A 24,963-nucleotide genomic window follows, 5' to 3' on the forward strand; every position below is an offset into this window, starting at 1 on the left:
CTGCTTACTTGCTGGCCGTCAGCGAAACGAAGTAGCCGCTCTCATAGGGAAGCGGCAGGAAGCGCTCATGCAGCTCCTTGAACGTCGCTTCCGGGTCGAGGTCGGCGAAGAGATCCGGATGCAGCCACTTGGCGATCTGCTGGATCGCGACGAACTGGTAGGGATTGTTGTAGAACTGGTGCCAAATGGCATGGACCTGGCCGTCCTTGACCGCCTGGACGCCGGTAAAGGCCGGGCGCTTGGTCAGGTTTTCGAGCTTGCGGGCCGCTTCCTTTACATCCGCGCCATAACCGACCCCAACCCAGGCGCCGCCCGGCACGTAACCCTGCCAGTTGCCGCCGGTGACGATGATCTGGTCCGGGTTCGCAGCGATGATCTGCTCCGGATTGACCGTGCCGAAGGTGCCGGGAATGATGTCCTTGGCCATGTTCACGCCGCCGGCGAATTCGACCATCTTGCCGAAATTCTCGTTGCCGAAAGACATGCAGCAATCGTCGGAGTAACCGCCGGCGCGCTCGACGAAGACCAGCGGCTTCTTCGGGTTGGCCTTCGCCAAAACGTCGGTCACCTTGGCGATGCTGTCGGCGCGGAACTTGATGAACTCCTCGGCCTTCTCTTCCTCGCCGAGCAGCTTGCCCATTACACGCATGCTCGGCTCGGTGTTTTCCATCGGCTTTTCGCGGAAGTCGACATAGACGAGCGGAATGCCGACCTTGGCGAGCTTCTCGATGTAGCCGGCCTCCTCCGTCGCAGTCTTGGCATCGACATTCATCAAGACAACATCGGGCTTTAGCGCCACCGCCTGCTCGATGTCGAAAGTGCCGTCCTTCATGCCGCCGAAGGTCGGCAGCTTGGCGATATCAGGGTATTTCGCGAGATAGGCGGCGTAGCTTTCCGGGTCAGCCTTGGAGAGATCGTCACGCCAGCCGACGACGCGTTTGAACGGCTCGTCACGGTCGAGCGCACCGAGGAAATAGATCTGGCGCCCTTCGCCGAGGATCACGTGCTCGACCGGTACATTGACCTCGACATCGCGGCCGGTCACGTCTTTCAGCGTCACGACATCAGCGAAGGCTGCCGTCGAAAAAAGCACGCAAAAGCCCGTGGCGGCCGCAGCCACCCTGTTGAAAAACCGCATTGTTTTCTGCTCCGCTGGAAAAATCGACGCGATCTAATGTTTCATGACTTTATTAGTCAACATTTATCTTTTAGAACGCCTCCAAACAGAGACGGCGGTATCGACATGAGCGATGTAACGGATCGGCAGAACTACAACCTGCGGGATGAGATTAAGGCCTACTGGTCGGAGCGCGCCGCGACCTTCGATCTGTCACCGGGACACGAGATCTTCTCGGAGGAGGAGCGCGCGGCCTGGCACGCGTTGTTTCTACGCCACCTCGGGCCTGGCGCCGGGCGCGCCGCGTTGGACCTTGCCAGCGGGACGGGCGTCATCTCGCATCTGCTCGACGAACTCGGCTTCAAGGTGCAGGGCCTGGATTGGGCCGAACCCATGCTCGAACGCGCCCGCGAAAAGGCCCGCAAGCGTGGCCGCTCGATCCGCTTTGCGCTCGGCGACGCCGAAAATACCATGGAGCCTGACGGCCATTACGATGTGATCGTCAACCGGCACCTGGTGTGGACACTCGTCGATCCGGCCGCAGCCTTTGCCGAATGGCTGCGTGTCATGAAACCGGGCGGCACGCTGCTGATTGTCGATGGCGACTTTGTGAACACCACAGCACTCGAGCGGCTGTTCTCGAAGCTCAGCGCCTGGGGACAACGCCTCGGCCTCTTCAGGGCGGAAACGTCGACCGGTTCACCGCAGATGATGGCGACGCATCGCAGCATTCTCTCCCGCGTGCATTTCTCAGAGGGCGCCCGCGCCGAGGCCGTCGTCGAACTGTTGCAGAAGGCCGGCTTCGTCGACATCACCGTCGACAGGGACCTCCGTGAAATCCATCGCACCCAGGCCAGGAACTGGAATGTCTTCAAGGGTCTGGCACGGCAGTCCCAGCATCGCTACGCTGTTCGGGCGGAAAAACCCTAGCAAAATCCTGCCATTGGGATTGCCCGATATCGGTTGATCCCCCACATGATAGGACGGAATTTCGACAGCCCTGTCGTGAACGATGAACTGAAAAAGGTAGAAAAATGCGCGCTACAATCTTGTTGGCAATAGTTCTGGGCCTCGCCGCATGCTCCCAAACCGGCGGTGGCGATTACAGCGGCAACTACGAAGGCGGCGACGGTGACTTCTATCCCGGGATCGTCGCTCCAAAGTAGACCCTGAACCACCGTAAACCGTGATCTGAGATCCCTTCCCGTCGACATTGTGCAATCTTGCCATTGGCGGGGTGGGTTCTCAATAGCTCGTCACTCGCAAGTGAATGGCCGTCATGCGATGTGGAAGAACGTCGCAGGATCGCGCTCTGGTGTACGGCCGACCATTCTAGCCGCCAATCCGCTCCGCCAGGCGCCGCAGGCCTGGAATGTCCTTGAGCGTCAGCTTCTGCCGCCCGCCCTGGACGAGACCCTGCCCTTCCCAGGCGCTGAGGATGCGCGAGACCGTGTGCAGCGTCGTCCCGGTCATTTCGGCGATATCCTGGCGCGAGATCGGGAAGTCGATGCGGATGCCGCCGCCGTCGGGTTTACCGGCCTGTTCGGCGAGCCGCAGCACCGTGTGCGCGACGCGGCGTTCGACCTCTTCCGTCGACATTTCGCGGATGCGGGTATGCGCCTCGTCGAGACGCTGCCCGATCGTATGCATGGCGTTGACGGCGAGGTGAGGGTTCTTCTCGACGAAGACGTTCCAGAGCTCCGTCGGCCAGGCGAGAACCAGGCTCTCGGTCGCGGCTGTCGCCGTTCCCGGATAGTCCCTGCGCTGCAGCGCACGGGCAAAGCCGAAGAGGTCGCCGGGATTGACGACCCGGACGATGATCTGCTGCCCGTCCTTGGTGACCTGGGTCACCTTCAGCCGGCCGTGCAGCAGCAGGAAGAAGAAGTCGGCCTGCGCACCCTGCTCGAACACGGCTTCGTTCTGCGGAACACGCCGCACCGTGGCGCGCGTCAGCAGCGAATCCAGTTCCTGATCGCTCATTTTCTGGAAAAGAGGGAGCGATTTGACGAGTGTGCGATCGAGTGCAGCCACTTTGGCCCTACATCCTGCCGTTTGAGTTGCTCTGCTCTAGCACAGCCCGGAACCCTGCAAAAGGACCACGGCGCCGCACGTCCTGTCAGATGCGCAAAGCACGCTATCGCACCACGATCGCCACATGCTTTTGCCCCTGGATCGATGACGATCCAGGGGCAAAAGCATGTATCGGACCCTATGTCGGCTGAGACGGACAGGCCCCAGCGGTTTCCCCGACCACGCCATGTCACCCGGCGCCCTGGAGCCGGCGTTCGAAGACGTAGAGGAAGCCCGAATACCAGCGGCCATCGCGCACGAGCCGGAAGCCGAGATTGTCCGGCGGCACGCCGACGGCGCAGCCGCCGCTTTTCGGATCGCGGATGAAGAAGCTCATCGACGCCCGGTGCTTGCCGTTGACGACGAAGATGCCGCAGGCGGGCTGCTCCTTCAGCACCTCGCCATCGTCGCCGATCGTCACGCGGCGGTGGCAAGTCTCTGTCCATTCCCAGACATTGCTGTCCAGATCCGCAACGCCGTATTCGTTCTCGCCGAAAGCGCCCGAAGGCTGCGGCAGCGGGTCCTTCGCCCGCTGCCGGCTCGCCTCGCGCTCGTAGTCCGCCAACCAACGCAGCGCCGGATTGTCCTTGCTGCCGTCGATCCCGAGCGCATCGTCAGGAAACTTGGAGCCGGCGGCAAAGGCCCATTGCTGGTCGGTCGGCAGACGCCAGATTTCGCCGGTCTTCCTGGTCAGCCATGCTGCATAGTCGTTCGCGTCGGTATAGTTGACCCCGGTCATCGGCACGCCCGACAGGCCGGCACCATGGCCGCCCTCCGGCTGCTGGCAGGCGCCGTCGGCGATGCAGCGTTCAAAATCCTGACGCGTCACCTGGTACTTCATGATCTCGAGCGGCTGCTCGAGCGCCGCAACGACGATGGGCGCATCGACAGCAAAGCCGTTCTTCAGGAAGTGTCCCTCCGCCCGATAGCTCATTTGACGCGGTGCGATCGTCACGGTCACCGGCGGCCTGATCGACAGGTCGACGCCGTCCTTGAGATCATCGAACAGCCCCACCTTCGCCGAAAGCACGCCACCGATTGCGGCCAAAAGGACGGCCGGGGCCGCGAGCGAGAGGAGCGAAACCGCAGATTTCTTGTTGCTGGCCATGGGAGGTCTCCGGGGAAAGGGCACGCGCTGACGAGCGCGTGCCTTTGTTCGCGTGCGGGATCGCGCAGATCGCGGCCCCGCAATCACCTTGCTTCAGCCGTCTACATCGACGCCGGCTTGACGACCGAAGTCATGAGGTCGTCGTTCCAATCGCCGGTGACCTTGAAGTGGCCGGCAGCACCTAGTTCGAAGGCCTCGATCAGGTTGTGGTTGACGTAGGCGTACACACCCGGCTGGCGGAATGTGTAGAAGGCAGCGCCCGCGGTTCCGCCCGGAATGAGCCAGGTTTCCTGGTCGAGATCCGGCGGGTTGCGGAACTTGCCGGTCGCCCAGACGTAATCACCATGCCCACCGATCAGGTGCGGCCGCGTATCGCGGTTGGCCTGCGAATGGACGACGAGCACGCGCTCGCCCACAGCCGCTGTCAGAGCGTTGTCGCCGGTCAGCGCGCCGACCGCGCCGTTGAAGACGATGTGGGTCGGGGTCAGCGTGCGCATCGCCTTCACCGCATCTTCGTAGGCATCACCGGGGGTTTCGTACTTCTTGTAGTTCCCGGCCTCGTCCTTCGGCACGTAGAAATCCTGCTCGCCGACATAGTAGATCTTGTCATAGGTCAGCGGCTGACCCTTCTCGTCCTTCAGGCCCTCGCGCGGCAGCACCATGATGGCGCCGTTCATGCCCGAGGTGACGTGCCAGGGCACCATGCCTTCGGGCGCGCAATGGTAGACGAAGACACCGGGCTTGGTGGCCTTGAAGCGAAGCGTGGTTTCCTCGCCCGGGTTGACCTGCGTCAGCGCACCACCGCCCAGCGCGCCGGTTGCGGCGTGGAAGTCGATGTTGTGCAGCAGCGTATTGGTCGCCGGGTTGATCAGCCGGAGCTCGACATAGTCGTTCTCGTGCACCACCATCAGCGGGCCAGGCACCGAGCCGTTGAAGGTCATCGCGTGGATCTCGGTGCCCTCGCGGTCGATCACCAGCTTCTTTTCCTCGATCGTCATGGTGAACTCGACGACCCGCGGTCCGGTCTTGGCGACCTGTTCATGGGCGTGGACGAAAGGCGGCTTGACGAGGTCGACCTTCACGCGCGGCAGGGTCGAGATATCGACGGGGGCAGCGCCCGCTGCCGTGACGGCGCCGGCCGCCTGTGCCGAAGCGGTATGGAGAAGCGGCGCAACCGCGCCCGCCAGGGCAGCGCCGGCAAGCATCGTCCGGCGGGTCATCTGAAGTTGTTCAGTCATCTTGCTCTCCTTCGACGCGCTCCAGCGGCCGGAATTGGCCTTCTGCGAAACGCGCCTGTATTCAACGAGTTAGGGTGGGCGGCGCCGACTTGGGCGGCCTCACCTCCGGTCTCGACCACCGGTCCCCCAGCAGTCACAAAAGAAATAGAACCACAGACGAATCGCGTCTTTGTCTTGGAACAAATCGTTTCGAGGCGATCGTTTTTCTTTGTCCCCCATGAACACACCTGGCGAAGCGGGGCCGCGATACTTGCGTTTTCGCAAAGAGCCCCCCTGAAGCCATTGATAGATCAAGCCTCATCCGCAAGTCCGCAAGCACCCACGACGAGGACGACGATCATGTTGGACAGACTCATAAGACCGAAACCGAGCGGCGGTATCCCGCGCGGACTCTCCACCACCGGGCCGGTGCTTTTCTCCTATGGCTTCCGGCCGTTCTTTCTCGGTGCCGCGCTCTGGGCGATCGGTGCCATGGTGCTGTGGATCTCGGCACTGATTCTCGGGCTCGATCTTGCCGGCAACTACGGCGCCGCCCACTGGCACGCGCATGAGATGCTGTTCGGCTTCTCCTCCGCCGTCCTCGGCGGCTTCCTTTTGACGGCGATCCCGAACTGGACGGGAAGGCTGCCGGTCTCCGGCGGTCCGCTCGCCGCCCTCTTCGGGCTCTGGGTGGTCGGCCGGATTGCTCTGCTATCGAGCGGTTTGATCGGCCTGCCTGTCGCGGCCGGTATAGAAGCGTTGTTCCTGCCGGTGCTCCTGCTGATCTGCGCGCGCGAGGTGATCGTCGGTCGCAAATGGAAGGATCTGAAAGTCATCGGCGGGCTGGTGCTCCTGTCCGCCGCCAATATCTGCTTTCACCTTTCGGTTCTCAGCGACCTCGACGTCGATGCCGCGGCGCGACTGGCGATCGGCGCCTACACCATGCTGATCATGATCGTTGGTGGACGCATTGTGCCGAGCTTCACGCGCAACTGGCTGAACAAGGTCGGGCGCACAAATTTCCCGGTGCCCTATAACCGCTTCGACACCGCGGCGATCCTGATCGGTGTCGCGGCGCTCGCTGCCTGGACCTTCGCACCTGATCACATCGTCACGGGGACGATCGCGCTTGTCGCCTGCGCCTTCCACATGGTGCGGCTGTTCCGCTGGCGCGGATGGGCGACCCGGCCGGAGACGCTACTCTTCGTGCTGCACGCAGCCTATGCCTTCGTGCCGCTCGGCTTCCTGGCCGTCGCCGCCGGAGCGGTCGAACTCCTGAGCGAATACCCGGTCATGCACGTGCTGACCGTCGGCGTGATTGCCTCGATGATGCTCGCCGTCATGACCCGCGCCAGTCGCGGCCACACGGGACGGCCCCTGGTGGGATCAGCACTCACCACCGCCTCCTATGTCGCCATCATGGCCGCAGCACTGATCCGGCCGCTGGCAGAGGTGCTGCCCGCACACTATCATCATCTGATTGCACTTTCGGGCGTGTTGTGGATTGCCGCCTTCGCGCTGTTCGCGCTCGAATACGGGCCGATGCTGGTCTGCGATCGCCGATCGCCCCGCGCGTCATCCTGACTGCACGTTCGAACCCGAAGAAAAAAGGCGCCGCATCAGCGGCGCCTTTTATTTGTTGCAAGACAACTCTTAGAAGATGCCGCCGTGCGCGAATTCGGTCGCGCCGTCGGCCATCATCTCAGGCGTCCAGGGCGGCTCGTAGGTCAGGCGGACCTCGGCATATTCGACACCTGGCACATACCAGACGCAGTTTTGCACGGCCTCCTTGAGGAAGGCCGTCGCAGGGCACCCTTTGATCGTTGTCGTCATGGTGACGCGGGCGATGCCGCCTTCCTGGACGTCGATGTCATAGATCAGGCCGAGATCAACGACATTCTTGCCCATTTCAGGATCGATGATGATGCGCAGCGCATCGCGGATCTTCGCTTCGAGGTCCAGTGTTTCAGGCGCCGACATGAGATTGCCTCCCGCCAATGCGAACAAGGATGCGGTAGGTCTCGCCGGTCGCATCGAAATTGCCGGCCCATTTGTGCCCGCGCTTGGCGAGCTCCGGATAGAGGAACAGCGGCTCGCGTGCGAGCAGCGCGAACAGCACTTCACCCTCCGCCATTTTCTCGGCCGTCGCCAGAATGCGCACCATCGGCTCGGGCGGATCGAGTTCCGTCAGGTCGAGCTGGCGGCTCGGGTCCGGCCAGGTGTCGAGATCCGTTTCGCCGACCGAAAGCCTAATCTCGTCGACGTCTCCTTCGGGCGTGAACAGAACCTCCCAGTCGCCATTGTCGAGCGGGCGGTCCTGATGGGTGAAGCCACGCCCGGCCATGACGCTGTAGAGCGGAACGGGCCGGAAGGTTGCAATCAGCTTCAGCGCCTGGCCCGGCGCCAGACTGTCAACGGCATTCATGATGGCCTGGAACGGGTCGCTGCCACCGCGCAACAGTGGCCGGACATCGAGTTCATAGGGATCTTGGCTCATGGGAACCTCCGTGAGGAATGGATGGCAAAAACAGGCCTGGTCGAACAAGTCCATCAGGCAATCGAAGTTCAGCCGGAACGTTGATCAGACGCCGTGTTCGCACGAACTCCAGGATGAGCGCATTGACGGCAATCAATTGGCCGAGGCTCGCAAAGCTAAAGAGGACAACACTACCGATCAGCAGGGCCAGAGTACCGAGCGCTACCGTCAGATAATAGAGCCAAAACCAGCGAAGGGCCGAGACCTCGACGACGAGGTCCTGAACCCTTGGCGTTGGCATACGCCCAAGCGCCGGCCCGTAGCATTCGAGCCAGGTCATGAACGGCACGATCTTGTAGAGCTGGGCGAGGCCCATGCCCGTCAGCCAGCCGAAGGCGACGAGATAGATAACGGCACCGGAACCCGCGTCGAGACGGCCGGTCGCGAGCAGCGCGACGAACAGCGCAGTCGCAGCGATCAACGACGCGAAGGCGCCGATGCTGGCGCGGCTGTTGAGCTCGATCGCCTTGCGGCGACGCTCCCGATAGATCCGCAGGATATCGGCGATATAGATCGCCACCACGGCAGCGCCGGAGCCAACGGCGAGGAGTAGGAGCGAGGAGCGACCAAAAGTACCCGCGAGAATGACCGGCACCGCCGCTGCAAGAAGGCCGAGGCAAAGGGCACCAAGCGCGAAGACCACGCGACTGCTCGTCCGCTCCTTGTCCGGCGACAGCATGAACATGGTCAAAAGCCGATAACTGACGCCCATGGTGGTGAAGCTCAACCAGCCGCACAGGCCCAGGGAAGCATGCAGTGAAAGCCCATCGATCGTCAGGTCGATCGCAGCTTCCGCATCGATCAACCCCGACAGTACCCCGGCATAGACGCCGCCGAGCAGCATCGTGCCGATGAGCGCAGCAAGACCGACCGCGACGAAGCGGGCCGGGAGCGGCAGGGGGCGGGCATGCCAGAGCGTGGCTGCGAAAGCAAAGCCAAGCACCGAAAACCCGACAATTGAGAAAGCGGCTCCCACAGGAAGCAGCGTCACCGGAAGATCTATCGCGCCGGACAGGCTGACGAAACCAAGTGTCAGGCCGGCGATGCCGGCGATGAGGAAGAGGAGCGCCGGCAGCGCGACGCTCGGGAAGGAAAGCGGCCGGCCGACGAGGACGGGCACGAACTGCAGCAGCGCGCCGGTCATCAACAGGCTCAACCAGCCCAGGACGACGACATGGACGAGCGCCAGCGTTTCGGGCGCCTCGAGGGCTGAGACCGGGTAGCCGTAGCCGAGAACCATCATGATCTCGCCAAGGACGAGAAAGATCAGCGCCGCCGCGAAGTAGGACATCGTCCAGCGGGATAGCGTTGCTGCGAACATGGCGGTTCATCCCCTAGATCACGATGGCTTTGGTCGCGCCGACCAAAAACCAGAAACGTGATCGATTCTCGTAAGTTAGAGCGGGATGTGAGCGGAAGACCGCATACACTTTTCCCGATCCCGCTCTTGAGGCGTACCGTAGGCTCAGTGCCCGCCGCAGCAGCAATCGCAGCCGGAGGACTGCTGCCGGCCGATCTCGACACGCCAGACAGCCGGTCCCTGCTCCAGATACTCCCAGGTGAACTCGCCCGGATAGCGCGTCTCCAGCTGGTAGTGCAGCGGGCGCGGATCGTGGTCGTTGATGATGATGAAGGCGCCGCCCTCGGCAAGGGCATTCAGCATGCCGAAGATTTTCGGATGGCGCTCCACCGGCGGAATGGTCCGCACATCGATGAAGGGCTTGTCGGTCTCTGCAATGGTCATGGTCATCCGCTCTAGGCGCCGTCGTTTGATGATGGTCCGGGAAACGCCGGCGCACACGCCCCGGATATCCGCAACCTAGCGACGATGGCCCCGCGACATTTTGTCGAAGCGCAAACAAATCCCGGTTTGGCCGAGACCACCCCCGTCCTTGACTTTTCGCAAAGAGTTGCCGGGCCGCGAGGCCTAGAAAGGTGCATCCATCGGCACCCAGATGAGGACGAAATGTTAGCTTCCGCGCTCCTGAAATACGGTGAAATGCGCCTGCCGCGCTACACGAGTTACCCGACCGCCCCACGCTTTGCCGCAACGGTCGACGACCACACCTACGGCGACTGGCTGAAGGCGATCCCCGCAGGTGAGGACGTGTCGCTCTATCTGCACATCCCTTTCTGTCGCTCGATGTGCTGGTACTGCGGCTGCCACACGACGATCACCAAGAAGGACGATCCGATCCTCGATTATCTCGACGTGCTGAGAGACGAGATCCGCATGGTCGCCGACACCGTCGGCAGGCCGCTGCCTGTCGCGGAAGTGCACTTCGGGGGCGGCACGCCCACGATCATCGAGCCGCGCGAATTCCTCGCGCTGATGACGCTGATGCGTGAGCGCTTCGCACTGTCGCCGTCGGCCAACGTCGCCGTCGAGATCGATCCGCGCCGGCTGACACTCGCCATGGCCGAGGCGCTCGGCGAAGGCGGCGTCAAGCGCGCCAGCCTTGGCGTGCAAAGCTTCGATCCCGTTGTGCAGAAGGCGATCAATCGCATTCAAAGTGAGAAGCAGACGGCCGAAGCGGTCGCCCATTTGCGCGGCGCCGGCATTGGCGGGATCAATTTCGACCTGATCTACGGCCTGCCGCATCAAACGGTGCGCTCCTGCATCGAGACTGTCGAAGCGGCCGTCACGATGCGTCCGGAGCGGTTCGCCGTTTTCGGCTACGCCCATGTGCCAAGCTTCAAGAAGCATCAGCGCATGATCGACGAGACGGCACTGCCGGACAGTAGCGCCCGCGCCGAACAGGCGCTGGCCATCGGCGAGGCGCTGATCAAGGCCGGCTACCGGCAGATCGGCCTCGACCATTTCGCCCTGCCTGACGACGATCTCGTCACCGCCCAGGCGACCGGCCGGCTTCGCCGCAACTTCCAGGGCTATACCACCGACAACTGCGAGACGCTGATCGGTTTCGGCGCCTCGGCGATCGGCCGCTCGCGCGACGGCTATGTGCAGAACGAGGTGCCGCCCGGTGTCTATGCGCGCCGGATCGCCTCGGGCCGCCTCGCAACCACCAAGGGCTACCGGCTGACCGACGAGGACCGGCTGCGCGCCGCGATCATCGAACGGCTGATGTGCGATTTCAGTGTCGATATTCCCGCGATCGCCGCGGCGCACGGCCGGGACGGGCAGTCGCTCGTCGAAGGCAACGGCAAATTGGCCGAGCTGCGGCAGGATGGCGTGATCGACATTGCGGCTGGCGTCATCGCGGTCCGCCCCGAACACCGCTTCGTCATCCGCGCGGTGGCGGCCGCCTTCGATGCCTATATCGATGAGTCCCAGAGAGTACACAGCAAGGCGGCTTGAGCGATCTTATCCCGTCTTGAACGCGAAAGGCCCGGCGATTGCCGGGCCTTCTTGTCTTCTCGGCTGATTACCACCTCCACTATCCCACCAGATTGCGGTAGATCGCCGGCAGTGCCGCGGGCAGGCGCGAGATGTTGCCGACCACGGCGTAGCCGTTCTGGCCGAACATGGCAGGCACATAGGACTTCGCCTCGCGGTCGACCGTGACGGCGAAGGTATTGATGCCGCTGCGCCGTGCTTCCGTGACCGCGCGACGGCTATCTTCGAGTGCGAAGCGCCCCTCGTAATGGTCGATGTCGTTGGGCTTGCCGTCGGTAAGAACCAACAAGAGCTTCTTGCGGTTCGGTTGTCGGCGAAGCTCGGCCGAGGCATGGCGGATCGCAGCGCCGATGCGGGTGTAATAGCCGGGCTTCAGCGCCGCGATGCGCGCTTCGACCAGAGGTCCCATCGCCTCGTTGAAGGCTTTCACCGTTTCGACCCGCACCCAGTCGCGCCGTCGCGAGGTGAAGGTCAGGATCGAGTGGTTGTCGCCGCAGGCCGACAGCCCGTGCGCAAGGATCAGCAGCGCCTCCTTCTCGACGTCGAGCACCCGCCGATTGTCGGACCAGGAATCGGTCGACAGCGAAACGTCGACGAGGATCGTCACCGCCAGGTCGTGCACCTGCGGCCGGCTCATCAGATGGATGCGGTCGCTGCCCTGGCCGCCGGCGGCGAGATCGGTGCGGGCGCGCACGACCGCATCGAGATCGAGATCGGCGCCGTCGAGTTGCGCGCGCAGCATCTCGTGCCGCGGGCGCAGCACTTCGAACTGGCGCCGCACCCGGCGGATCAGGCTCTTGCTTTCCTCCGTGAGCTCGGTCCGCTCTTCCTGGGCCGAGGCAGGCGTCGCCAGCACCCGGCAATGGTCCTTGAGGTATTGTCCGGTTCGGTAGTTCCATTCGGGATAGTTGAGCTCGGCCGTCAACGGCGTCGCATCGACGGCTTCCGGCGGCAGGTCGAGATCGAAGCGGAAGCGTGCCGAGGGGCGTCCCTTGCGCTCGCCAAGCGTCATGTCGTCGAGTTCCTCGGCCGCCTTGCTGTCGTGGTCGTCGCTGTCGTCGCCGGGACGGTCGACATTGACCATTTCGGCCATGGCGAGGATCTTTTCGAAGCGGTTGAGAATGAAGGGGCTGCGCTCCCCCTTGCGGTTTTCCGGATTTTCGCGCACGGCGACGTGGCGTTCGACTTCGGCAACCGCACTCTGAGTGCCCGGTGTCGCGGCGACATCCTCGTCGCGCGTGGTCGTCGTTTCTGTGCGCAGCAACGTGTCTGGCCAAAGCGGCATCGGCAGCATCGGCAGGTAACCGGGCGGCGCGCGATGCGGGAAGATCACCGGCAGCGTCGCATCCGCCTCACCTACGACCTTGCGCAACAGGCGCAGGATACGATTTTCGAGATGCTGCTCGATCGATGGCAGCGCGCCACGCTGCCGCTCGGCAAGCGTCGCCTCGGCCAGGCGCCGATAGCGCCGCCGGAGACCGGGGAACCGCTGGAATACTTCCTCGACCGTTTCCTGGGCGCGCGATACCAGCGCCAGGTCGCGACGGAGCGGATCGGTTTCGTCGATGGGATCAACGGGCATCGTCGCCATATAGGCGACGAGCCAGTGATAGAGATCCCGGTTCAGGTCTTTCGTCGGAAAGATGTCGATCTCGCCCGGCAGCATCAGCGACGCGTGGTCGCGCGCCGGCTGGACGAGCTTCTCTTCGCCGAGCCCCATGCGCTGCCGCCACCGCAAGCGATGGCCCGACGTGCGACCGCGGGCCGGCACGATCTGCACCGCCGCCTCACCGCCGTGACCGCGAAAGCATACGGCGAGCACCGGCATCATGTCGGCGAGCTTCACCGCCTCTTCCGGGTAACGTCGCCAGGTTCTGGTATTGCCGACGAAGCGGTGCCAGGCTCGTCCGACGGTCTCTTCGAGCTCGAGGAAATCAAGCATGGTCCACCTCAGGCAATCAGCGAACCGGCCACTTCGAGAAGTGCCGCACGCACATCCGGTTCATCCGTGAGCGGCTCGATCATCGCTGCCCGCACCGCGTCCCTGACCGGCGTGCCGGCATCAATGAGGGAGGCGCAATAGACGAGCAGCCGGGTCGACACGCCTTCTTCCAGGTCATGCCCCTTAAGCGCGCGCAGCCGCTGCGCGAGATTGACGAGCGGCGCCACCTGGCTTTCCAGCAATCCACTTTCCTGGGAAACGACTGATATCTCTTCGTTCCGCGGCAGAAAGTCGAACTCGATCGCCACGAAGCGTTGCCTTGTGCTGGGCTTCAGGCTCTTCAGAAGGTTCTGGTAGCCGGGATTGTAGGAAACGATCAGCATGAAGCTCGACGGGGCTTCGAGCAGTTCGCCGGTGCGTTCGAGCGGCAGCATGCGGCGATCGTCTGTCAGCGGGTGCAGGACCACGGCGACATCCTTGCGGGCCTCGACGATCTCGTCGAGATAGCAGACGCCGCCGTTGCGCACGGCGCGGGTCAGGGGGCCGTCGACCCAGACGGTGTCGCCGCCTTTCAGCAGATAGCGGCCGGTAAGGTCGGCGGCGGCAAGGTCGTCGTGGCACGAAACGGTCGAAAGTGGCAGGCCGAGCTTCGCTGCCATGTGGCTGACGAAACGGGTCTTGCCGCAACCGGTCGGTCCCTTGAGGAGCAGCGGCAGTTGCCGCACCCAGGCGCTTTCGAAAAGCGCGCATTCATTGCCGGAGGGACTATAAGCGGGAATATCGAGCGCCGCGCGGCTGACGGCGGTTTGGACAGGGCTCATTGCAAGTCTCCATGGTGGGAATTCTTGGGGGTGCCGGCGCGGCAAGCCGCGCCGGTTGGCTCGTCATTCGGCAGGCTGGACGATGCCGGCGAGCTTCTCGCTGCGCTCGCGGCCGGGGACGAGAACCGCCCAGATGAACATCAGCGCCGAGATCAGCACGACGGCACCAGAGCCGAGGCGGATCCAGTAGAACAGCGCGAGCTGGTCCTGGACGTCCATGTAGCTTTCGCCGAGCACCCGCTGCAGATGCGCCTGGAGGACGCCGGCGAAGGTGAGCGCGAAGGTCATGACCGACATGGCGGTGCACATGGTCCAGAAGCTCACCATCGACAGCCACTGGTTATAGGGCGCGCGGCCGCGGATCTCCGGGATGGCATAGGCCATGACCGCCAGGTTCAGCATCACATAGGCGCCGAAGAAGGCGAGGTGTCCGTGGGCCGCGGTCACCTGCGTGCCGTGGGTGTAGTAGTTCACCGAAGACAGCGTGTGCAGGAAGCCCCAGACGCCGGCACCGAAGAAGGCCATGACCGAGCAACCGATCGACCAGAGGAGGGCTGCGCGATTCGGATGCTTGCGGCCGGCCTTCCAGGTCATCACGAAGGTGAAGATCACCATGGTGAAGAAGGGGGCCACTTCGAGCGTCGAGAACAGCGAACCGATCCACTGCCAGTAGCCCGGCGCACCGATCCAGTAATAGTGGTGGCCTGTGCCGAGAATACCGGAGAAGAGCGCCAGGCCGACGATGACATAGAGCCACTTCTCGACGACTTCGCGGTCGATGCCGTTGAGCTTGATCATCAGGAAGGCGAGCACCGATGCCATGATCAGCTCCCAGACGCCTTCGACCCAGAGGTGAACGACGTACCACCAGTACATCTTGTCGAGCGCCAGGTTGATCGGGTTGTAGAAGGCGAAAAGGAAGAAGATCGCCACACCCCAGAGCCCGAAGATCAGGATGTTGGTGACGGTGGTCTTGCGGCCTTTCAGCACCGTCAGCGTGATGTTGTAGAGGAACATCAGCGCGACGATGACGATTCCCACCTTGATTGCGAAGGGCTGTTCGAGGAATTCGCGCCCCTCATGAATGTGCAGGAGGTAGCCGACGACGGCGACGGCCGCGGCGATCAGGAAGATCCAGAACTGCGCAATGGCGATCTTCGTGCTGTAGAGTTCGGTTTCCGCCTCTTCCGGCAGCAGGTAATAGGTCGCGCCCATGAAGCCCATGAGCAGCCAGACGATCAGCGCGTTGGTGTGGACCATGCGCACGATATTGAAGGGCAGGAGCTCGGAGAGCGTATTGGGTAGGACATAGATGGTGCCGGCAAGCACGCCGAACAGCACCTGGGCGAGGAACAGGCCGAGCGCTCCGTAGAAGTAGAGCATCGCGACCTTCTGGGTTTGGTATTTCATGGTGTCACACTCCAATTGCTCTGCTCAACCCGCCTCGTTCGGCGGCCAGTTCTGGGTCTTGATGCGGCTCGTCCATTCGAGGAAATCGGCGAGGTCGTTGAGTTCCTGTTCGGAGAGGTTGAACTGCGGCATCTGTCGCCGCCCCTCGATGCCGGTCGGCTGGGCGGCCATCCAGGCTTTGAGCGTTTCGCGGGCGCCGTCTCGATCGGCCTCGCCGCCGAAGCGCTTCCAGACATTGCCGAGCTCGGGCGCGAAATAGGCGCCCTCGCCCAGGAGCGTGTGGCAGTTGATACAAGAGTTCTTTTCCCAGACGTGTTTGCCGCGTGCGACCGCATCGGTCAGCGTCGTTTCATCCGTCGAGGTCGTCCGCATGTAGTAGTGGCTGTGAGCTGTCAGCCCGACGAAGATTGCGAAGAAAAAGAAGGACCCGCCGTAAAAGACGTTACGGGCCCCGGTTTTGGTGAGGCGTTCTGCCATCACGTGGTCCTTTCGATTTCAGTTGGCCGCGAAGAGCGCGGCCGGCTGATCTGATCCCCTCCCCGTGTGGCGTCGGTACTTCCAACGCCGGCAACAATCGGGGCGAACCCATGTCTAGGGAAATCGGCGGCGGCTTCTTTGCGTTTCGGCAAACAAGTCGGCGGGTGAGCTCAGATGAAGAGAACAGTGCTCAACACCAGCTTCGCTGCGGCGAGCAGGACGAGCGTTACGGGCCAAATCAAAAGGCCTAAGCGAAGGGCGGACGGCGCCTGCCTGAGCCCCATGAAATTGAGCGCGACAAACCGGCATTTGACGACGGCGAGCCCGAGCAAGACCGCGACGACGGGGGCCGTCGGTCCGGCGATCGCCATCGACGCCATGCCCGCGAGCACGACCACGGCGAGCACGAGCCAGGTGTTGAACAATTGTCGGGGATTTCGGTCGGTCATTTCACTCACACGAGATAGACGAGCGGAAACATCACGATCCAGACCAGATCGATCACATGCCACAGCGTGGTGATCAGGGTGACGTTGCCGGATGCCGGGCGCCACGCAACGATGAGCAGCACAAAGGCACCGAAGACGACGTGCAGCAGATGGAAACCGGTGACGAGGAAATAGAGTTCGAAGAAGGAGCCGAATGCAGGATCGCCGGCGACGCCCGCCTCCGTGCTGTATTCGAAGAGCTTGATCGCCACGAAGGCAAAGCCGATAAGCGCGGCATTCACCAGCGCCCGCCGGCGCTGCCCGAGCGACGCCCGCGGCCTTGTCGCCAGGGCCGCCTGCCAGCCGCTGGTCAGAAGAACAAGCGTGTTGATACCGGCAAGCAGCGGATCGAGATGCAAACGGGCGGCAACAAACGCGTCCGGCTGGACGAGACCGACAAGCAGAAAACCGGCAAGCAGAATGCCGAAGGCGGCAAGTTCGCTCCAGACGAGCACCCAGAGCAGCAGTGTGTCCGTCGTGTCCTCTTCCGCCGTCGCGGCAATCGGATGACTGCGCGCATCCATGTCAGCGCCTCCGTGGGCTAGAGCGGGATGCGGGCGGAAAACCGCACACACTTTTCCTCATCCCGCTTCAAAAACTTGAGGCTTGAGCTAGGCACGGGCGCCCACCCTGTCTTTGCGATTGAGCAAAGAAGGCGGCAGGGGGCGGGGCTATTGGCGGGAAACAAAGGAGCCTTCCGATGACAGACGCACAGATCGGCCTTTCCGTCGCCACCCCCATCATCATCGTCTTCGCCCTCGTGCTCTACCGCATGGGCGTGCTTCAGCGCGGCGCGACGTTGTCGGCGATCCTTTCCTCTGTTGCCATCGCGATCGTTCTCTTCCTCGATCGCTGAGGCACGAAGTCTTCCGCGGCGCCAGCTGCCTGGACGCAAGGAAGTGGACTCATAACCACGCTCGCGGACGGCTTGTCAGAGTCCTCTTTTGGAGCGGTGAGCGGCCCTTCCGAGTCATGCTATAATGGGAGTTCGAGCCTCGCGGTTGACACATTGTCAGCACTGCTCAGCTTCGGTTTCTTCCGCATCCAAACTGGGCGTGTGTCGCGGGCGCGGAGCGATGCAGAAGAGTTCAGCCTGACGAGCTGCCCTCTCTCACGAACTAGGGGAGGATCAGGGTATGATCGACCAATGGCTATTCAAGAGCGAGACTTACGATAACTGCAATTGCGCCATGAACTGCGGCTGCCAGTTCAACCTGCCGAGCACCCACGGCCATTGTCAGTCGGCATTCGTCGGCAACATTGTGGAAGGCTACTTTGGCGATACGCCGATAGCGGGCCTGAACTGGGCGGCGATGTACAAGTGGCCAGGTGAAATCAAGGATGGAAACGGCCAGCGCCTGATCGTTATCGACGAGCGTGCGGATCAAGCGCAACGGAGCGCGCTTGAAGCGATCATCTCGGGCGAAGCAGGCGCACCACTCAGCAATCTGTTCTCCGTGTTCGCATCCACATGCTCGGAGTTTTGCGAGACATTGTTCCTGCCGATTTATCTTGAAGCGGACCTGGAACTCAGAACCGCCAGAGTAGAGATACCCGGCGTCATGCGCAGCAGCGGTCGGCCGATGATCAACGAGTTTACTGGTCAACCGTTCCACATTGCGATGGCACGTCCGAGTGGCAGTTTCGAGTTTACCTACGCAGAGATCGGGCTAGGCACGACTGCGGTCACCGGAGGTATGGAGATGGCCTACGAGGATTCATGGGCGCATTTTTGTGTTCACCACTTCAATCAGAATGGTTTGGTCCGCGAAAGATCAAGACTGACTGCATGGCTTGATCGATTGACACCGCGTCCGTGAATGACGCCGACGGCCCGGCCAAGGGCCGCGGCCGTGTTCCGGGCTTGCAAACTCAAAGTCACAATCTGATTGCTGTGACAAGGACGCCCGTCGCCAACGCGTTCGTATCGCGCGAGACAAGCGTCCGAGCCATGAACGGTCACGCCGCAGACTTTGAGAAATGTCAAAGAGGACCGTTGCCGTTGGGTGTAGTTCAAGCACGACACTCAACGGAGCAGATCGATGCAGCAGCAATTTTCGGAACACCACGAGCTGGGACAGGCTTACCGCGAGCTTCTTTCGCTGTGCGATCGCCTCGAGACGCTCGCCGATTCCATTCCGCGCCGCATCGACCTGACAAGCTGCCGCGTGATCATGACGGAACTTCCGGAAAAGCTCCGGCGCGTCCACGCGCTGGAGGAAATGATCCTGTTTCCTGCAGTCGAAGGCCGGCGAGCGACTGATGATCGCGACGCCTTGATCGCCCGACTGCGCGCCGAACACGACCAGGACGATCGGGCAGCCGCCGAACTGGTGCACGTGCTGAAGGCCGTTCTCGACAACAGGGCTTCGCTCAGCTGGGATGCGATCGGCTACATGTTGCGGGGCTTCTTCGAAACCGTTCGCCGCCACGTGGCAACGGAACGCCTGCTTCTCTGGCGCCATGCGTGAGGAGATCGACATGACCTATTTCCTCCTCGCCTTCGCCGTCTTCCTCCTGCTCCATCTGGTGCCGGCCTGGCCGGCGCTGCGCCAGGGCCTGATCGACCGGCTCGGCCGCTCGACCTATTTCGCGGTCTACTCGCTGCTGTCGCTGCTCGCTCTCGGGTTCGTTTTTCACGCAGCGCTGCAGCTCGATTTCATCCCGCTCTGGGAACCGGCCGCCTGGCAGGCGTGGATGACCTTCATGCTGGCGCCGCTAGGGATCTTTCTCGTGCTGGCCGGCCTCTTCAGCGAGAACGCGCTGTCGATCTCGATCTACCAGGGCAACGAGCGGCCCGGCGCCATCGTGACGATCACCCGTCATCCGGTGCTCTGGGGCTTCCTCCTCTGGGCCGCCGGTCACATCGTGCCCAATGGCGACCTGCGCTCGCTCGTGCTTTTCGGCGGCTTCGCGCTGTTTTCCGTCGGCGGTTTTTTCATGCTCGAAAAGCGCGCACGCCGTCGTCTCGGTGACGGCTGGCAAGCGGCCTCGAAGGGCACATCGGTCTGGCCCTTCGCAGCGATTCTTCGGGGCGAAACCCGTTTGCGTGCCGATCCGGTGATGATCATCGCCGCCTTTGCCACCGTCGCGATTGCCGTCTGGCTGCTGCTTGGCGGTCACGAGGTCCTCTTCGGCGCCGACCCGCTGCTCCAGGCTGCTGCCTTCGACTAGCCTTCACCTTGCCAGGCCCTTGCCAGCGGGGCGATCGGCAGCGCCAGGAGGTCGATAGCCCGCGCCGCCAGATGGTCGACGATGGCGTCCACGGTTTCAGGTCGATGGTAGAAGGCCGGCACGGGCGGCATGATGATCGCCCCCATTTCCGTGACGGCGCACATGTTGCGCAGGTGACCGAGATGCAGCGGCGTCTCTCGCGCCATCAGTATCAGCCTGCGGCGCTCCTTCAGATGCACGTCGGCGGCGCGAACCACAAGGTTGTCGGCCATGCCGGCAGAGATCGCAGCAAGCGTGCGCATGGAGCACGGAGCAATGATCATGCCCGCCGTCGAAAACGATCCGCTCGCAATCGCCGCACCGATGTCGGCGTGGTCATAGGTTCGGGTAGCCCTACGTAACAACGACGGAAGCGCCTCCGCGCCAACTTCGTGCGCGAGTGTGCGGTGCGCCGCCGGCGACAGGACGAGATGCAGCTCGACGCTTTCGATATCGCTGAGCCGCTCGGCGATGCGCACCGCAATCGCTGCACCGGAAGCGCCGGTGACGCCGAGCACGATCTTCATTCGGGTCATCGTGTCAGTCCTCCAAGCCCGAGACCGGCCCAGATCGCATCGACCTGACCGATGACCTCTGGCGACATTTCGAGGACCCGCCCCCAGTCGCGATCGGTTTCGGTGCCTATCTTGTTGGTGGCGTCGAGCCCGAGCTTGCCGCCGAGGCCAGAGCGCGGCGAGGCGAAGTCGAGATAGTCGATCGGCGTGCCCTCGATCACCGTCACGTCGCGGCTGGCATCGAAACGAGTCGCCAAGGCCCATATCACATCGGACCAGTTGCGCACGTCGATATCGGGATCGACGGCGATAATCAGCTTGGTGTAGCTGAACTGCGGCAGCATCGACCAAAGCCCCATCATCACACGCTTGGCCTGTCCCGGGTAACGTTTGTCGATCGAGACGACCATGGCCCTGTAGGAACAGGCTTCCGGAGGCAGCCAGAGATCGGATATCTCCGGAAACTGCTTGCGAACCAGCGGCACGAACAGCCTGTTCATCGCTTCACCGAGCCGCGAGGGCTCATCCGGCGGCCGGCCGGTATAGGTCGAGAGATAAAGCGGGTTCCGGCGCATGGTGATCGCCGACAGACGCATGACCGGGAACGGCTCGACCGAATTATAGTAGCCGGTGTGGTCGCCATAGGGACCCTCCTCTACCGTTTCGACGGCAGAGACGGTACCCTCCAGCACGATCTCCGCATTGGCCGGCACCGAAAGCGGCACGGTCTTCGCCTTCACAAGCTGTGTCCTGCCGCGCCTCAGCAGTCCTGAGAAATTCAGCTCGCTCAACCCGTCGGGCAGCGGCATGACGGCAGCTAGGATCGTTGCCGGGTCGGCGCCAATAACGACCCCTATCGGCATATCCTGACCCAGCCGTTGCCACAGACGGTGGTGGCGGGCGCCGCCGCGGTGCGCGAGCCAGCGCACGATGGCACGATCGGGGCCGAGCACCTGCATGCGATAGATGCCGACATTGACATCCAGCGGATCATCCGGGGCGCGCGTGATCACCAGCGGCCAGGTGATGAGCGGCGCCGGCTCGCCCGGCCAGCACCATTGGACCGGAAGGCGCCCGAGGTCGATTTCGTGATCACGCCAGACGACCTCCTGGCAGAGTGCGCGCGTTACCTTTCGCGGCCGCATATACATCGCCGATCTCAATAGAGGCAGCCGATCCCAGGCGTCGCGCAGCGACTGCGGCGCTCTGGGGTCGCGCAGTTCCGCCAGTTCGGCGGCAAGCGCATCGAGCCCTCCCGGCATCAGGCCGAAACCGCGTTCGATCCGGCGTTCCGACCCGAAGAGATTGGTGAGAAGCGGGATCGGCTGCACGGCGCCAGAGGCATCGATCGGCTGCTCGAAAAGAAGCGCCGGCCCGTCGTCCGCAAGCACGCGGCGGTGGATCTCGGTCACCTCGTGCACCAGCGAAACCGGCCGTGAGATGCGCTTCAGGTCGCCCTCGCGCTCGAGCGTATCGACAAAATCCTGAAGCGTTGCAAAGCCCTGGGACGGGCGGAAGGTCCTGTTCATGGAGCCTGTTTGTGGCGGCGAATGGCCCTTGTCTTTGACGTGGCGCAAACAACCGCAGACGGCGGGCGACTAGCATGCGCCGCATCGTCCGATTCCGTCGCTTCGCAGGTAGCCCCAAAAGGTAACAATGTCACTTCCGCTCGCGATCACCGCACCTCTCAGCTTCGTTCCCATCATCGCCATCGAAAGCGTGGTGCAACGTGTCTTCACCCGCGTGATCGAGACCCATCCCGGCCTCTTCGATCGCTTGGCTGACCATGCCAACAAACGCTACGCCTTCCTGCCCTCCGATCTGCCGATCGGCTTTCTCGTCGAACCGGCCGTGCCGCGCATTTCCGTCCATCGCAAGGAGCGCGCGCCGGCTTCCGATGCCTGCATGGAAGGCGAATTGGTGCTGCTGCTGGCGTTGCTTGAAGGCCGTATCGATGGCGACGCCGTCTTCTTCTCGCGCGATCTCACCGTCAGCGGCGACATGGAGGCGATGCTGGCGCTGCGCAACGCACTCGACGATTGCGAAATCGATCTCCCACGCGATCTTGCTGACATGAGTGGGCCGTTCGCACCGCTCGTGCGCCGCGCCACGGAGGAAATCCGCGAGCGCGCACTTGGCCGCGTTCTCAAGGAGGAGGCTCCCCAATGGAACTGATCTGCCCCGCCGGCACGCCGGCCGCCTTCCGCGAAGCCGTCGATGCCGGCGCCGACGCGGTCTATTGCGGTTTTCGCGACGAAACCAACGCCCGCAATTTTCCCGGGCTGAACTTCTCCCGAGAGGAACTCCGGACGGCAATTGCCTATGCCAAGCAGCGCAAGGTGATGACCTTCGTCGCGATCAACACCTTCATGCGCGCCGGCCAGGAGACGCTCTGGCACCAGGCGGTGGACGACGCCGTGGCACTCGGCGCCGATGCCGTCATCCTCGCCGACTTCGGCCTGATGGCCTACACGGTCGCACGCCATCCGCAACAGCGGCTGCATGTCTCCGTGCAAGCCTCCGCCTCCAATGCCGATGCCGTTCGTTTCCTTGTCGAGGCTTTCGCGGCAAAACGCGTCGTGCTGCCACGCACGCTGACGATCGCCGACATCGCCCGGCTAGCCAAACAGATCGATTGCGAGATCGAGGTCTTCGCCTTTGGCGGCCTCTGCGTCATGGCCGAGGGGCGTTGCTCGCTCTCTTCCTACGCCACGGGCAAGTCGCCCAACATGAACGGCGTCTGCTCGCCCGCAAGCCATGTGCGCTACCGCCAGGACGGGCGCGAACTCGTCTCCGAGCTCGGCGACTACACGATCAACCGCTTCCCGGCCGGAGAGGCCGCCGGCTACCCGACGCTCTGCAAGGGGCGCTTCGATATTGCCGACGAACGCGGTTATGCCTTTGAGGATCCGGTTTCGCTCGACGTGATGGACCATATCGATGCGCTGCGCAGTGCGGGCGTCAGCGCGCTGAAAATCGAAGGGCGGCAGCGCGGCAAGGCCTATGTTGCCGAGGTCGTCTCGGTCATGCGGCGGGCACTGACCGCCGGCGCCGCCGAGCGGCCCGCTTTGGTATCGCGGCTGAAAGCGCTTAGCGAAGGCCGGAAGACGACAACAGGCGCCTATGAAAAGCGCTGGAGGTAATCGGCCCATGACCACATCTACGAGCCCATCCAAACCCGCCTTGAGCCTCGGCCCAGTCTATTATCTCTGGGACGGCCCCAAGTGGCGCGACTTCTACTTTCGCATCGCCGACGAAGCGCCGATCGCCCATGTAACGATCGGCGAGGCCGTGTGCTCGAAGCGGCTGCATTTCATCGAGCCGCATGTCGGAGAGGTCATCGAGCGGCTGGAGAGTGCCGGCAAAGAGGTGAGCCTCGCCTCGCTGGCGCTGGTGGCGCTGGAACGCGAAAGCCAGCTCGTGCGCGGGCTGGTGCGTGACAGCACCTACCCGATCGAGGCCAACGACCTATCCGCGCTGCACCTGCTTGCCGGCAGGCCGCATTCAGTCGGGCCGCTGGTCAACGTCTACAACGGCGCAACCGCCAGGCTATTGGCATCGAGGGGAGCGACGAGCATCTGTCTGCCGCCAGAACTGCCGATGGCATCGGTGCGCGGCATCATCAAGGACAATCCGGGCCTCGCTTTCGAGATCTTCGCCTTCGGTCGCGTGCCGCTGGCGATCTCGGCGCGCTGCGCCCATGCCCGTTCCAAGGGCCTGATCAAGGACAATTGCCAGTTCATCTGCGGCGAGGACACGGATGGCCTGACCGTCGAGACGCTCGACCGTCAACCTTTCCTCGCACTGAACGGCGTGCAGACCATGTCGCACACCTGCCAGGCGCTGATGCAGGAACTGCCCGAACTTGCCGCCGCCGGCGTCTCTCGGATCCGGCTATCGCCACAGGATTGCGACATGGTCGCCGTCGCCGAGATCTATGGCGACGCGATCGCCGGCCGGCGCGCCATCGACGAAAGCCTGTCAAGGCTCGAATCCGTTTATCCGGGAGTCCCGTTTTCCAATGGCTTCCACCACGGCCAGACGGGCGCGGCCTGGGTCAAGGTACCAGCGTCCTTGGCGCTTCCGGCTGCCTCGGGCCGAGCGTAATTATGCCGCGCGGCGAGGAAGCAACGATGCCGACTTCCGTCACATCGCCTCGTCCCAATGGCTGGCGGGCGGAACCACGCCCTTGGTGAACAGGAAGCAGCCATAAAGGCGCGCCTCGCCGGTCACGATAACGCAATAGGCGCGTCTTGCTTCCTCGTAGAAGGCGAAGCGCTCGATCGCGTACATCTTCGGCGCGTCACCATCCGCGCGTGCGATTTCGGCCTGCACCTCCCGCTGGACATCCGGCAACTCCCCCGCCTTGGCTTCTGGTGCCATTCGAGCGGCGGAAGGCTGCAGCGGCGTATCGAGCGGCATGACGGAGAGGATGGCTCTGGCTGCGCGCGCAGCCGAAACATTGGCAATGTGCAGCGGCAGGCCAAGCCGGGTGTTGCGGGCAATCGTGTCGGCCGGAAAGTTCGCGTCGACGAGTGCGATCCGGTCTCCGTGGCCCATGGAGCGAAGCGCGTGCAACACGTCCGCATTCAGTGCCGGGTCAACATTCATAAGCATCAGCCTATCCTTTCCTCAGCTTGTCTCTGCCCACGGAAATCCGGGCACGAAACTGCGATGCATGCGGGCCTTAT

27 protein-coding genes are annotated in these 24,963 nt (G+C 63.1%); 10 read left to right on the top strand and 17 right to left on the bottom strand.

Annotation, left to right across the window (positions count from 1 at the left end):
- Positions 1 to 4: 4 nt before the first annotated feature.
- Positions 5 to 1,138, bottom strand: a complete 1,134-nt coding sequence (locus ACTJKE_RS04890; protein WP_440660246.1) for an ABC transporter substrate-binding protein — start codon at positions 1,136 to 1,138, stop codon at positions 5 to 7.
- A gap of 105 nt (positions 1,139 to 1,243) precedes the next feature.
- Between ACTJKE_RS04890 and ACTJKE_RS04895 the strand changes: the two genes are divergently transcribed.
- The gene (locus ACTJKE_RS04895; RefSeq protein ID WP_058329741.1) at positions 1,244 to 2,047 is read left to right on the top strand and encodes a class I SAM-dependent methyltransferase; all 804 of its coding nucleotides are present in this window, start codon (positions 1,244 to 1,246) and stop codon (positions 2,045 to 2,047) included.
- A gap of 402 nt (positions 2,048 to 2,449) precedes the next feature.
- Here the strand turns inward: ACTJKE_RS04895 and ACTJKE_RS04900 are convergent, their stop codons facing one another.
- The 3 genes from ACTJKE_RS04900 to nirK all read right to left on the bottom strand — a co-directional run bounded on the left by ACTJKE_RS04900 (position 2,450) and on the right by nirK (position 5,533).
- On the bottom strand, positions 2,450 to 3,148 hold the full coding sequence (locus tag ACTJKE_RS04900; RefSeq protein ID WP_245296285.1) for a Crp/Fnr family transcriptional regulator: 699 nt from the start codon (positions 3,146 to 3,148) through the stop codon (positions 2,450 to 2,452).
- 229 nt (positions 3,149 to 3,377) lie between these two features.
- Positions 3,378 to 4,295, bottom strand: a complete 918-nt coding sequence (locus tag ACTJKE_RS04905) for an SUMF1/EgtB/PvdO family nonheme iron enzyme (protein ID WP_440691311.1) — start codon at positions 4,293 to 4,295, stop codon at positions 3,378 to 3,380.
- 101 nt (positions 4,296 to 4,396) lie between these two features.
- Positions 4,397 to 5,533, bottom strand: coding sequence for a copper-containing nitrite reductase (nirK, locus tag ACTJKE_RS04910; RefSeq protein WP_058329739.1), 1,137 nt, complete (start codon positions 5,531 to 5,533; stop codon positions 4,397 to 4,399).
- Between the two features lie 339 nt (positions 5,534 to 5,872).
- Between nirK and ACTJKE_RS04915 the strand changes: the two genes are divergently transcribed.
- On the top strand, positions 5,873 to 7,096 hold the full coding sequence (locus tag ACTJKE_RS04915) for an NnrS family protein (protein ID WP_058329738.1): 1,224 nt from the start codon (positions 5,873 to 5,875) through the stop codon (positions 7,094 to 7,096).
- A 69-nt stretch (positions 7,097 to 7,165) separates the two neighbouring features.
- Here the strand turns inward: ACTJKE_RS04915 and ACTJKE_RS04920 are convergent, their stop codons facing one another.
- The 4 genes from ACTJKE_RS04920 to ACTJKE_RS04935 all read right to left on the bottom strand — a co-directional run bounded on the left by ACTJKE_RS04920 (position 7,166) and on the right by ACTJKE_RS04935 (position 9,792).
- On the bottom strand, positions 7,166 to 7,492 hold the full coding sequence (locus ACTJKE_RS04920; RefSeq protein WP_058329737.1) for a metal-sulfur cluster assembly factor: 327 nt from the start codon (positions 7,490 to 7,492) through the stop codon (positions 7,166 to 7,168).
- Entirely contained in the window at positions 7,479 to 8,009 is a 531-nt protein-coding gene (locus ACTJKE_RS04925) for a DUF2249 domain-containing protein (protein ID WP_058329736.1), read from the bottom strand. The genes ACTJKE_RS04920 and ACTJKE_RS04925 overlap by 14 nt, the downstream gene beginning before the upstream one ends.
- Positions 7,990 to 9,369: a hypothetical protein gene (locus tag ACTJKE_RS04930; protein WP_440691313.1), complete on the bottom strand. Its 1,380-nt coding sequence runs from the start codon at positions 9,367 to 9,369 to the stop codon at positions 7,990 to 7,992. Before ACTJKE_RS04930 ends, ACTJKE_RS04925 begins: the two co-directional genes overlap by 20 nt.
- 144 nt (positions 9,370 to 9,513) lie before the next feature.
- Complete coding sequence (locus tag ACTJKE_RS04935) at positions 9,514 to 9,792, bottom strand: DUF2249 domain-containing protein (RefSeq protein WP_093235290.1); 279 nt, start codon at positions 9,790 to 9,792, stop codon at positions 9,514 to 9,516.
- Between the two features lie 222 nt (positions 9,793 to 10,014).
- Between ACTJKE_RS04935 and hemN the strand changes: the two genes are divergently transcribed.
- Positions 10,015 to 11,367 carry an oxygen-independent coproporphyrinogen III oxidase gene (hemN, locus tag ACTJKE_RS04940; RefSeq protein WP_440691315.1) on the top strand — a complete coding sequence of 451 codons (1,353 nt, stop codon included), beginning with the start codon at positions 10,015 to 10,017 and terminating at the stop codon, positions 11,365 to 11,367.
- 79 nt (positions 11,368 to 11,446) lie between these two features.
- Here hemN and ACTJKE_RS04945 read toward each other — a convergent pair whose 3' ends face one another.
- The 6 genes from ACTJKE_RS04945 to ACTJKE_RS04970 form a co-directional block, all read right to left on the bottom strand.
- Entirely contained in the window at positions 11,447 to 13,348 is a 1,902-nt protein-coding gene (locus ACTJKE_RS04945; protein ID WP_058329733.1) for a nitric oxide reductase activation protein NorD, read from the bottom strand.
- Between the two features lie 8 nt (positions 13,349 to 13,356).
- Positions 13,357 to 14,169, bottom strand: coding sequence for a CbbQ/NirQ/NorQ/GpvN family protein (locus tag ACTJKE_RS04950; protein WP_058329732.1), 813 nt, complete (start codon positions 14,167 to 14,169; stop codon positions 13,357 to 13,359).
- 63 nt (positions 14,170 to 14,232) lie between these two features.
- A complete protein-coding gene (locus tag ACTJKE_RS04955) occupies positions 14,233 to 15,579 on the bottom strand; it encodes a nitric-oxide reductase large subunit (RefSeq protein ID WP_058329731.1) in 1,347 nt (448 codons plus the stop codon).
- A 24-nt stretch (positions 15,580 to 15,603) separates the two neighbouring features.
- Complete coding sequence (locus tag ACTJKE_RS04960) at positions 15,604 to 16,056, bottom strand: c-type cytochrome (RefSeq protein WP_057251870.1); 453 nt, start codon at positions 16,054 to 16,056, stop codon at positions 15,604 to 15,606.
- Positions 16,057 to 16,226: 170 nt separating this feature from the next.
- Positions 16,227 to 16,505 (bottom strand): cytochrome C oxidase subunit IV family protein, encoded by a 279-nt coding sequence (locus tag ACTJKE_RS04965; protein WP_058329730.1) that lies wholly within the window; start codon positions 16,503 to 16,505, stop codon positions 16,227 to 16,229.
- Positions 16,506 to 16,510: 5 nt separating this feature from the next.
- On the bottom strand, positions 16,511 to 17,068 hold the full coding sequence (locus tag ACTJKE_RS04970) for a cytochrome c oxidase subunit 3 (RefSeq protein WP_057251872.1): 558 nt from the start codon (positions 17,066 to 17,068) through the stop codon (positions 16,511 to 16,513).
- 176 nt (positions 17,069 to 17,244) lie between these two features.
- Between ACTJKE_RS04970 and ACTJKE_RS04975 the strand changes: the two genes are divergently transcribed.
- The 4 genes from ACTJKE_RS04975 to ACTJKE_RS04990 all read left to right on the top strand — a co-directional run bounded on the left by ACTJKE_RS04975 (position 17,245) and on the right by ACTJKE_RS04990 (position 19,718).
- Positions 17,245 to 17,400 (top strand): hypothetical protein, encoded by a 156-nt coding sequence (locus ACTJKE_RS04975; protein WP_089044838.1) that lies wholly within the window; start codon positions 17,245 to 17,247, stop codon positions 17,398 to 17,400.
- 280 nt (positions 17,401 to 17,680) lie between these two features.
- Positions 17,681 to 18,364, top strand: coding sequence for a DUF1326 domain-containing protein (locus tag ACTJKE_RS04980; RefSeq protein WP_440691317.1), 684 nt, complete (start codon positions 17,681 to 17,683; stop codon positions 18,362 to 18,364).
- 222 nt (positions 18,365 to 18,586) lie between these two features.
- Positions 18,587 to 19,015: a hemerythrin domain-containing protein gene (locus tag ACTJKE_RS04985; protein WP_058329728.1), complete on the top strand. Its 429-nt coding sequence runs from the start codon at positions 18,587 to 18,589 to the stop codon at positions 19,013 to 19,015.
- 10 nt (positions 19,016 to 19,025) lie between these two features.
- A complete protein-coding gene (locus ACTJKE_RS04990) occupies positions 19,026 to 19,718 on the top strand; it encodes an NnrU family protein (RefSeq protein ID WP_058329844.1) in 693 nt (230 codons plus the stop codon).
- Here ACTJKE_RS04990 and ACTJKE_RS04995 read toward each other — a convergent pair.
- Both ACTJKE_RS04995 and ACTJKE_RS05000 read right to left on the bottom strand, forming a co-directional pair.
- Positions 19,715 to 20,293 carry a UbiX family flavin prenyltransferase gene (locus tag ACTJKE_RS04995; RefSeq protein WP_058329727.1) on the bottom strand — a complete coding sequence of 193 codons (579 nt, stop codon included), beginning with the start codon at positions 20,291 to 20,293 and terminating at the stop codon, positions 19,715 to 19,717. The two genes, ACTJKE_RS04990 and ACTJKE_RS04995, sit on opposite strands and share 4 nt — an antisense overlap.
- Positions 20,290 to 21,801, bottom strand: coding sequence for a UbiD family decarboxylase (locus ACTJKE_RS05000; RefSeq protein WP_440691319.1), 1,512 nt, complete (start codon positions 21,799 to 21,801; stop codon positions 20,290 to 20,292). Before ACTJKE_RS05000 ends, ACTJKE_RS04995 begins: the two co-directional genes overlap by 4 nt.
- 127 nt (positions 21,802 to 21,928) lie before the next feature.
- Between ACTJKE_RS05000 and ubiT the strand changes: the two genes are divergently transcribed.
- Genes ubiT through ubiV form a run of 3 tightly spaced genes read left to right on the top strand, consistent with a single transcriptional unit; the run spans position 21,929 to position 24,379 of the window.
- On the top strand, positions 21,929 to 22,447 hold the full coding sequence (gene ubiT / locus ACTJKE_RS05005; RefSeq protein ID WP_058329725.1) for a ubiquinone anaerobic biosynthesis accessory factor UbiT: 519 nt from the start codon (positions 21,929 to 21,931) through the stop codon (positions 22,445 to 22,447).
- A complete protein-coding gene (ubiU, locus tag ACTJKE_RS05010) occupies positions 22,438 to 23,415 on the top strand; it encodes a ubiquinone anaerobic biosynthesis protein UbiU (protein WP_440691321.1) in 978 nt (325 codons plus the stop codon). The genes ubiT and ubiU overlap by 10 nt, the downstream gene beginning before the upstream one ends.
- 7 nt (positions 23,416 to 23,422) lie before the next feature.
- Complete coding sequence (gene ubiV / locus ACTJKE_RS05015) at positions 23,423 to 24,379, top strand: ubiquinone anaerobic biosynthesis protein UbiV (RefSeq protein WP_440691323.1); 957 nt, start codon at positions 23,423 to 23,425, stop codon at positions 24,377 to 24,379.
- Between the two features lie 39 nt (positions 24,380 to 24,418).
- On the opposite strand, the gene ACTJKE_RS05020 is transcribed toward ubiV, so the two are convergent.
- Positions 24,419 to 24,889 (bottom strand): RbsD/FucU family protein, encoded by a 471-nt coding sequence (locus tag ACTJKE_RS05020; RefSeq protein ID WP_058329722.1) that lies wholly within the window; start codon positions 24,887 to 24,889, stop codon positions 24,419 to 24,421.
- Between the last annotated feature and the right edge of the window lie 74 nt (positions 24,890 to 24,963).

It is taken from the genome of Ensifer sp. 22521 (assembly GCF_052044795.1).
GTDB lineage: Bacteria > Pseudomonadota > Alphaproteobacteria > Rhizobiales > Rhizobiaceae > Ensifer.

Excerpts from the sequence above, each read along its gene's own strand:
- ACTJKE_RS04890 (WP_440660246.1), bottom strand. The coding sequence starts at position 1,138 with ATGCGGTTTTTCAACAGGGTGGCTGCGGCCGCCACGGGCTTTTGCGTG.
- ACTJKE_RS04895 (WP_058329741.1), top strand. The coding sequence starts at position 1,244 with ATGAGCGATGTAACGGATCGGCAGAACTACAACCTGCGGGATGAGATT.
- ACTJKE_RS04905 (WP_440691311.1), bottom strand. The coding sequence starts at position 4,295 with ATGGCCAGCAACAAGAAATCTGCGGTTTCGCTCCTCTCGCTCGCGGCC.
- nirK (WP_058329739.1), bottom strand. The coding sequence starts at position 5,533 with ATGACTGAACAACTTCAGATGACCCGCCGGACGATGCTTGCCGGCGCT.
- ACTJKE_RS04915 (WP_058329738.1), top strand. The coding sequence starts at position 5,873 with ATGTTGGACAGACTCATAAGACCGAAACCGAGCGGCGGTATCCCGCGC.
- ACTJKE_RS04920 (WP_058329737.1), bottom strand. The coding sequence starts at position 7,492 with ATGTCGGCGCCTGAAACACTGGACCTCGAAGCGAAGATCCGCGATGCG.
- ACTJKE_RS04925 (WP_058329736.1), bottom strand. The coding sequence starts at position 8,009 with ATGAGCCAAGATCCCTATGAACTCGATGTCCGGCCACTGTTGCGCGGT.
- ACTJKE_RS04930 (WP_440691313.1), bottom strand. The coding sequence starts at position 9,369 with ATGTTCGCAGCAACGCTATCCCGCTGGACGATGTCCTACTTCGCGGCG.
- ACTJKE_RS04935 (WP_093235290.1), bottom strand. The coding sequence starts at position 9,792 with ATGACCATTGCAGAGACCGACAAGCCCTTCATCGATGTGCGGACCATT.
- hemN (WP_440691315.1), top strand. The coding sequence starts at position 10,015 with ATGTTAGCTTCCGCGCTCCTGAAATACGGTGAAATGCGCCTGCCGCGC.
- ACTJKE_RS04945 (WP_058329733.1), bottom strand. The coding sequence starts at position 13,348 with ATGCTTGATTTCCTCGAGCTCGAAGAGACCGTCGGACGAGCCTGGCAC.
- ACTJKE_RS04950 (WP_058329732.1), bottom strand. The coding sequence starts at position 14,169 with ATGAGCCCTGTCCAAACCGCCGTCAGCCGCGCGGCGCTCGATATTCCC.
- ACTJKE_RS04955 (WP_058329731.1), bottom strand. The coding sequence starts at position 15,579 with ATGAAATACCAAACCCAGAAGGTCGCGATGCTCTACTTCTACGGAGCG.
- ACTJKE_RS04960 (WP_057251870.1), bottom strand. The coding sequence starts at position 16,056 with ATGGCAGAACGCCTCACCAAAACCGGGGCCCGTAACGTCTTTTACGGC.
- ACTJKE_RS04965 (WP_058329730.1), bottom strand. The coding sequence starts at position 16,505 with ATGACCGACCGAAATCCCCGACAATTGTTCAACACCTGGCTCGTGCTC.
- ACTJKE_RS04970 (WP_057251872.1), bottom strand. The coding sequence starts at position 17,068 with ATGGATGCGCGCAGTCATCCGATTGCCGCGACGGCGGAAGAGGACACG.
- ACTJKE_RS04975 (WP_089044838.1), top strand. The coding sequence starts at position 17,245 with ATGACAGACGCACAGATCGGCCTTTCCGTCGCCACCCCCATCATCATC.
- ACTJKE_RS04980 (WP_440691317.1), top strand. The coding sequence starts at position 17,681 with ATGATCGACCAATGGCTATTCAAGAGCGAGACTTACGATAACTGCAAT.
- ACTJKE_RS04985 (WP_058329728.1), top strand. The coding sequence starts at position 18,587 with ATGCAGCAGCAATTTTCGGAACACCACGAGCTGGGACAGGCTTACCGC.
- ACTJKE_RS04990 (WP_058329844.1), top strand. The coding sequence starts at position 19,026 with ATGACCTATTTCCTCCTCGCCTTCGCCGTCTTCCTCCTGCTCCATCTG.
- ACTJKE_RS04995 (WP_058329727.1), bottom strand. The coding sequence starts at position 20,293 with ATGACCCGAATGAAGATCGTGCTCGGCGTCACCGGCGCTTCCGGTGCA.
- ACTJKE_RS05000 (WP_440691319.1), bottom strand. The coding sequence starts at position 21,801 with ATGAACAGGACCTTCCGCCCGTCCCAGGGCTTTGCAACGCTTCAGGAT.
- ubiT (WP_058329725.1), top strand. The coding sequence starts at position 21,929 with ATGTCACTTCCGCTCGCGATCACCGCACCTCTCAGCTTCGTTCCCATC.
- ubiU (WP_440691321.1), top strand. The coding sequence starts at position 22,438 with ATGGAACTGATCTGCCCCGCCGGCACGCCGGCCGCCTTCCGCGAAGCC.
- ubiV (WP_440691323.1), top strand. The coding sequence starts at position 23,423 with ATGACCACATCTACGAGCCCATCCAAACCCGCCTTGAGCCTCGGCCCA.
- ACTJKE_RS05020 (WP_058329722.1), bottom strand. The coding sequence starts at position 24,889 with ATGCTTATGAATGTTGACCCGGCACTGAATGCGGACGTGTTGCACGCG.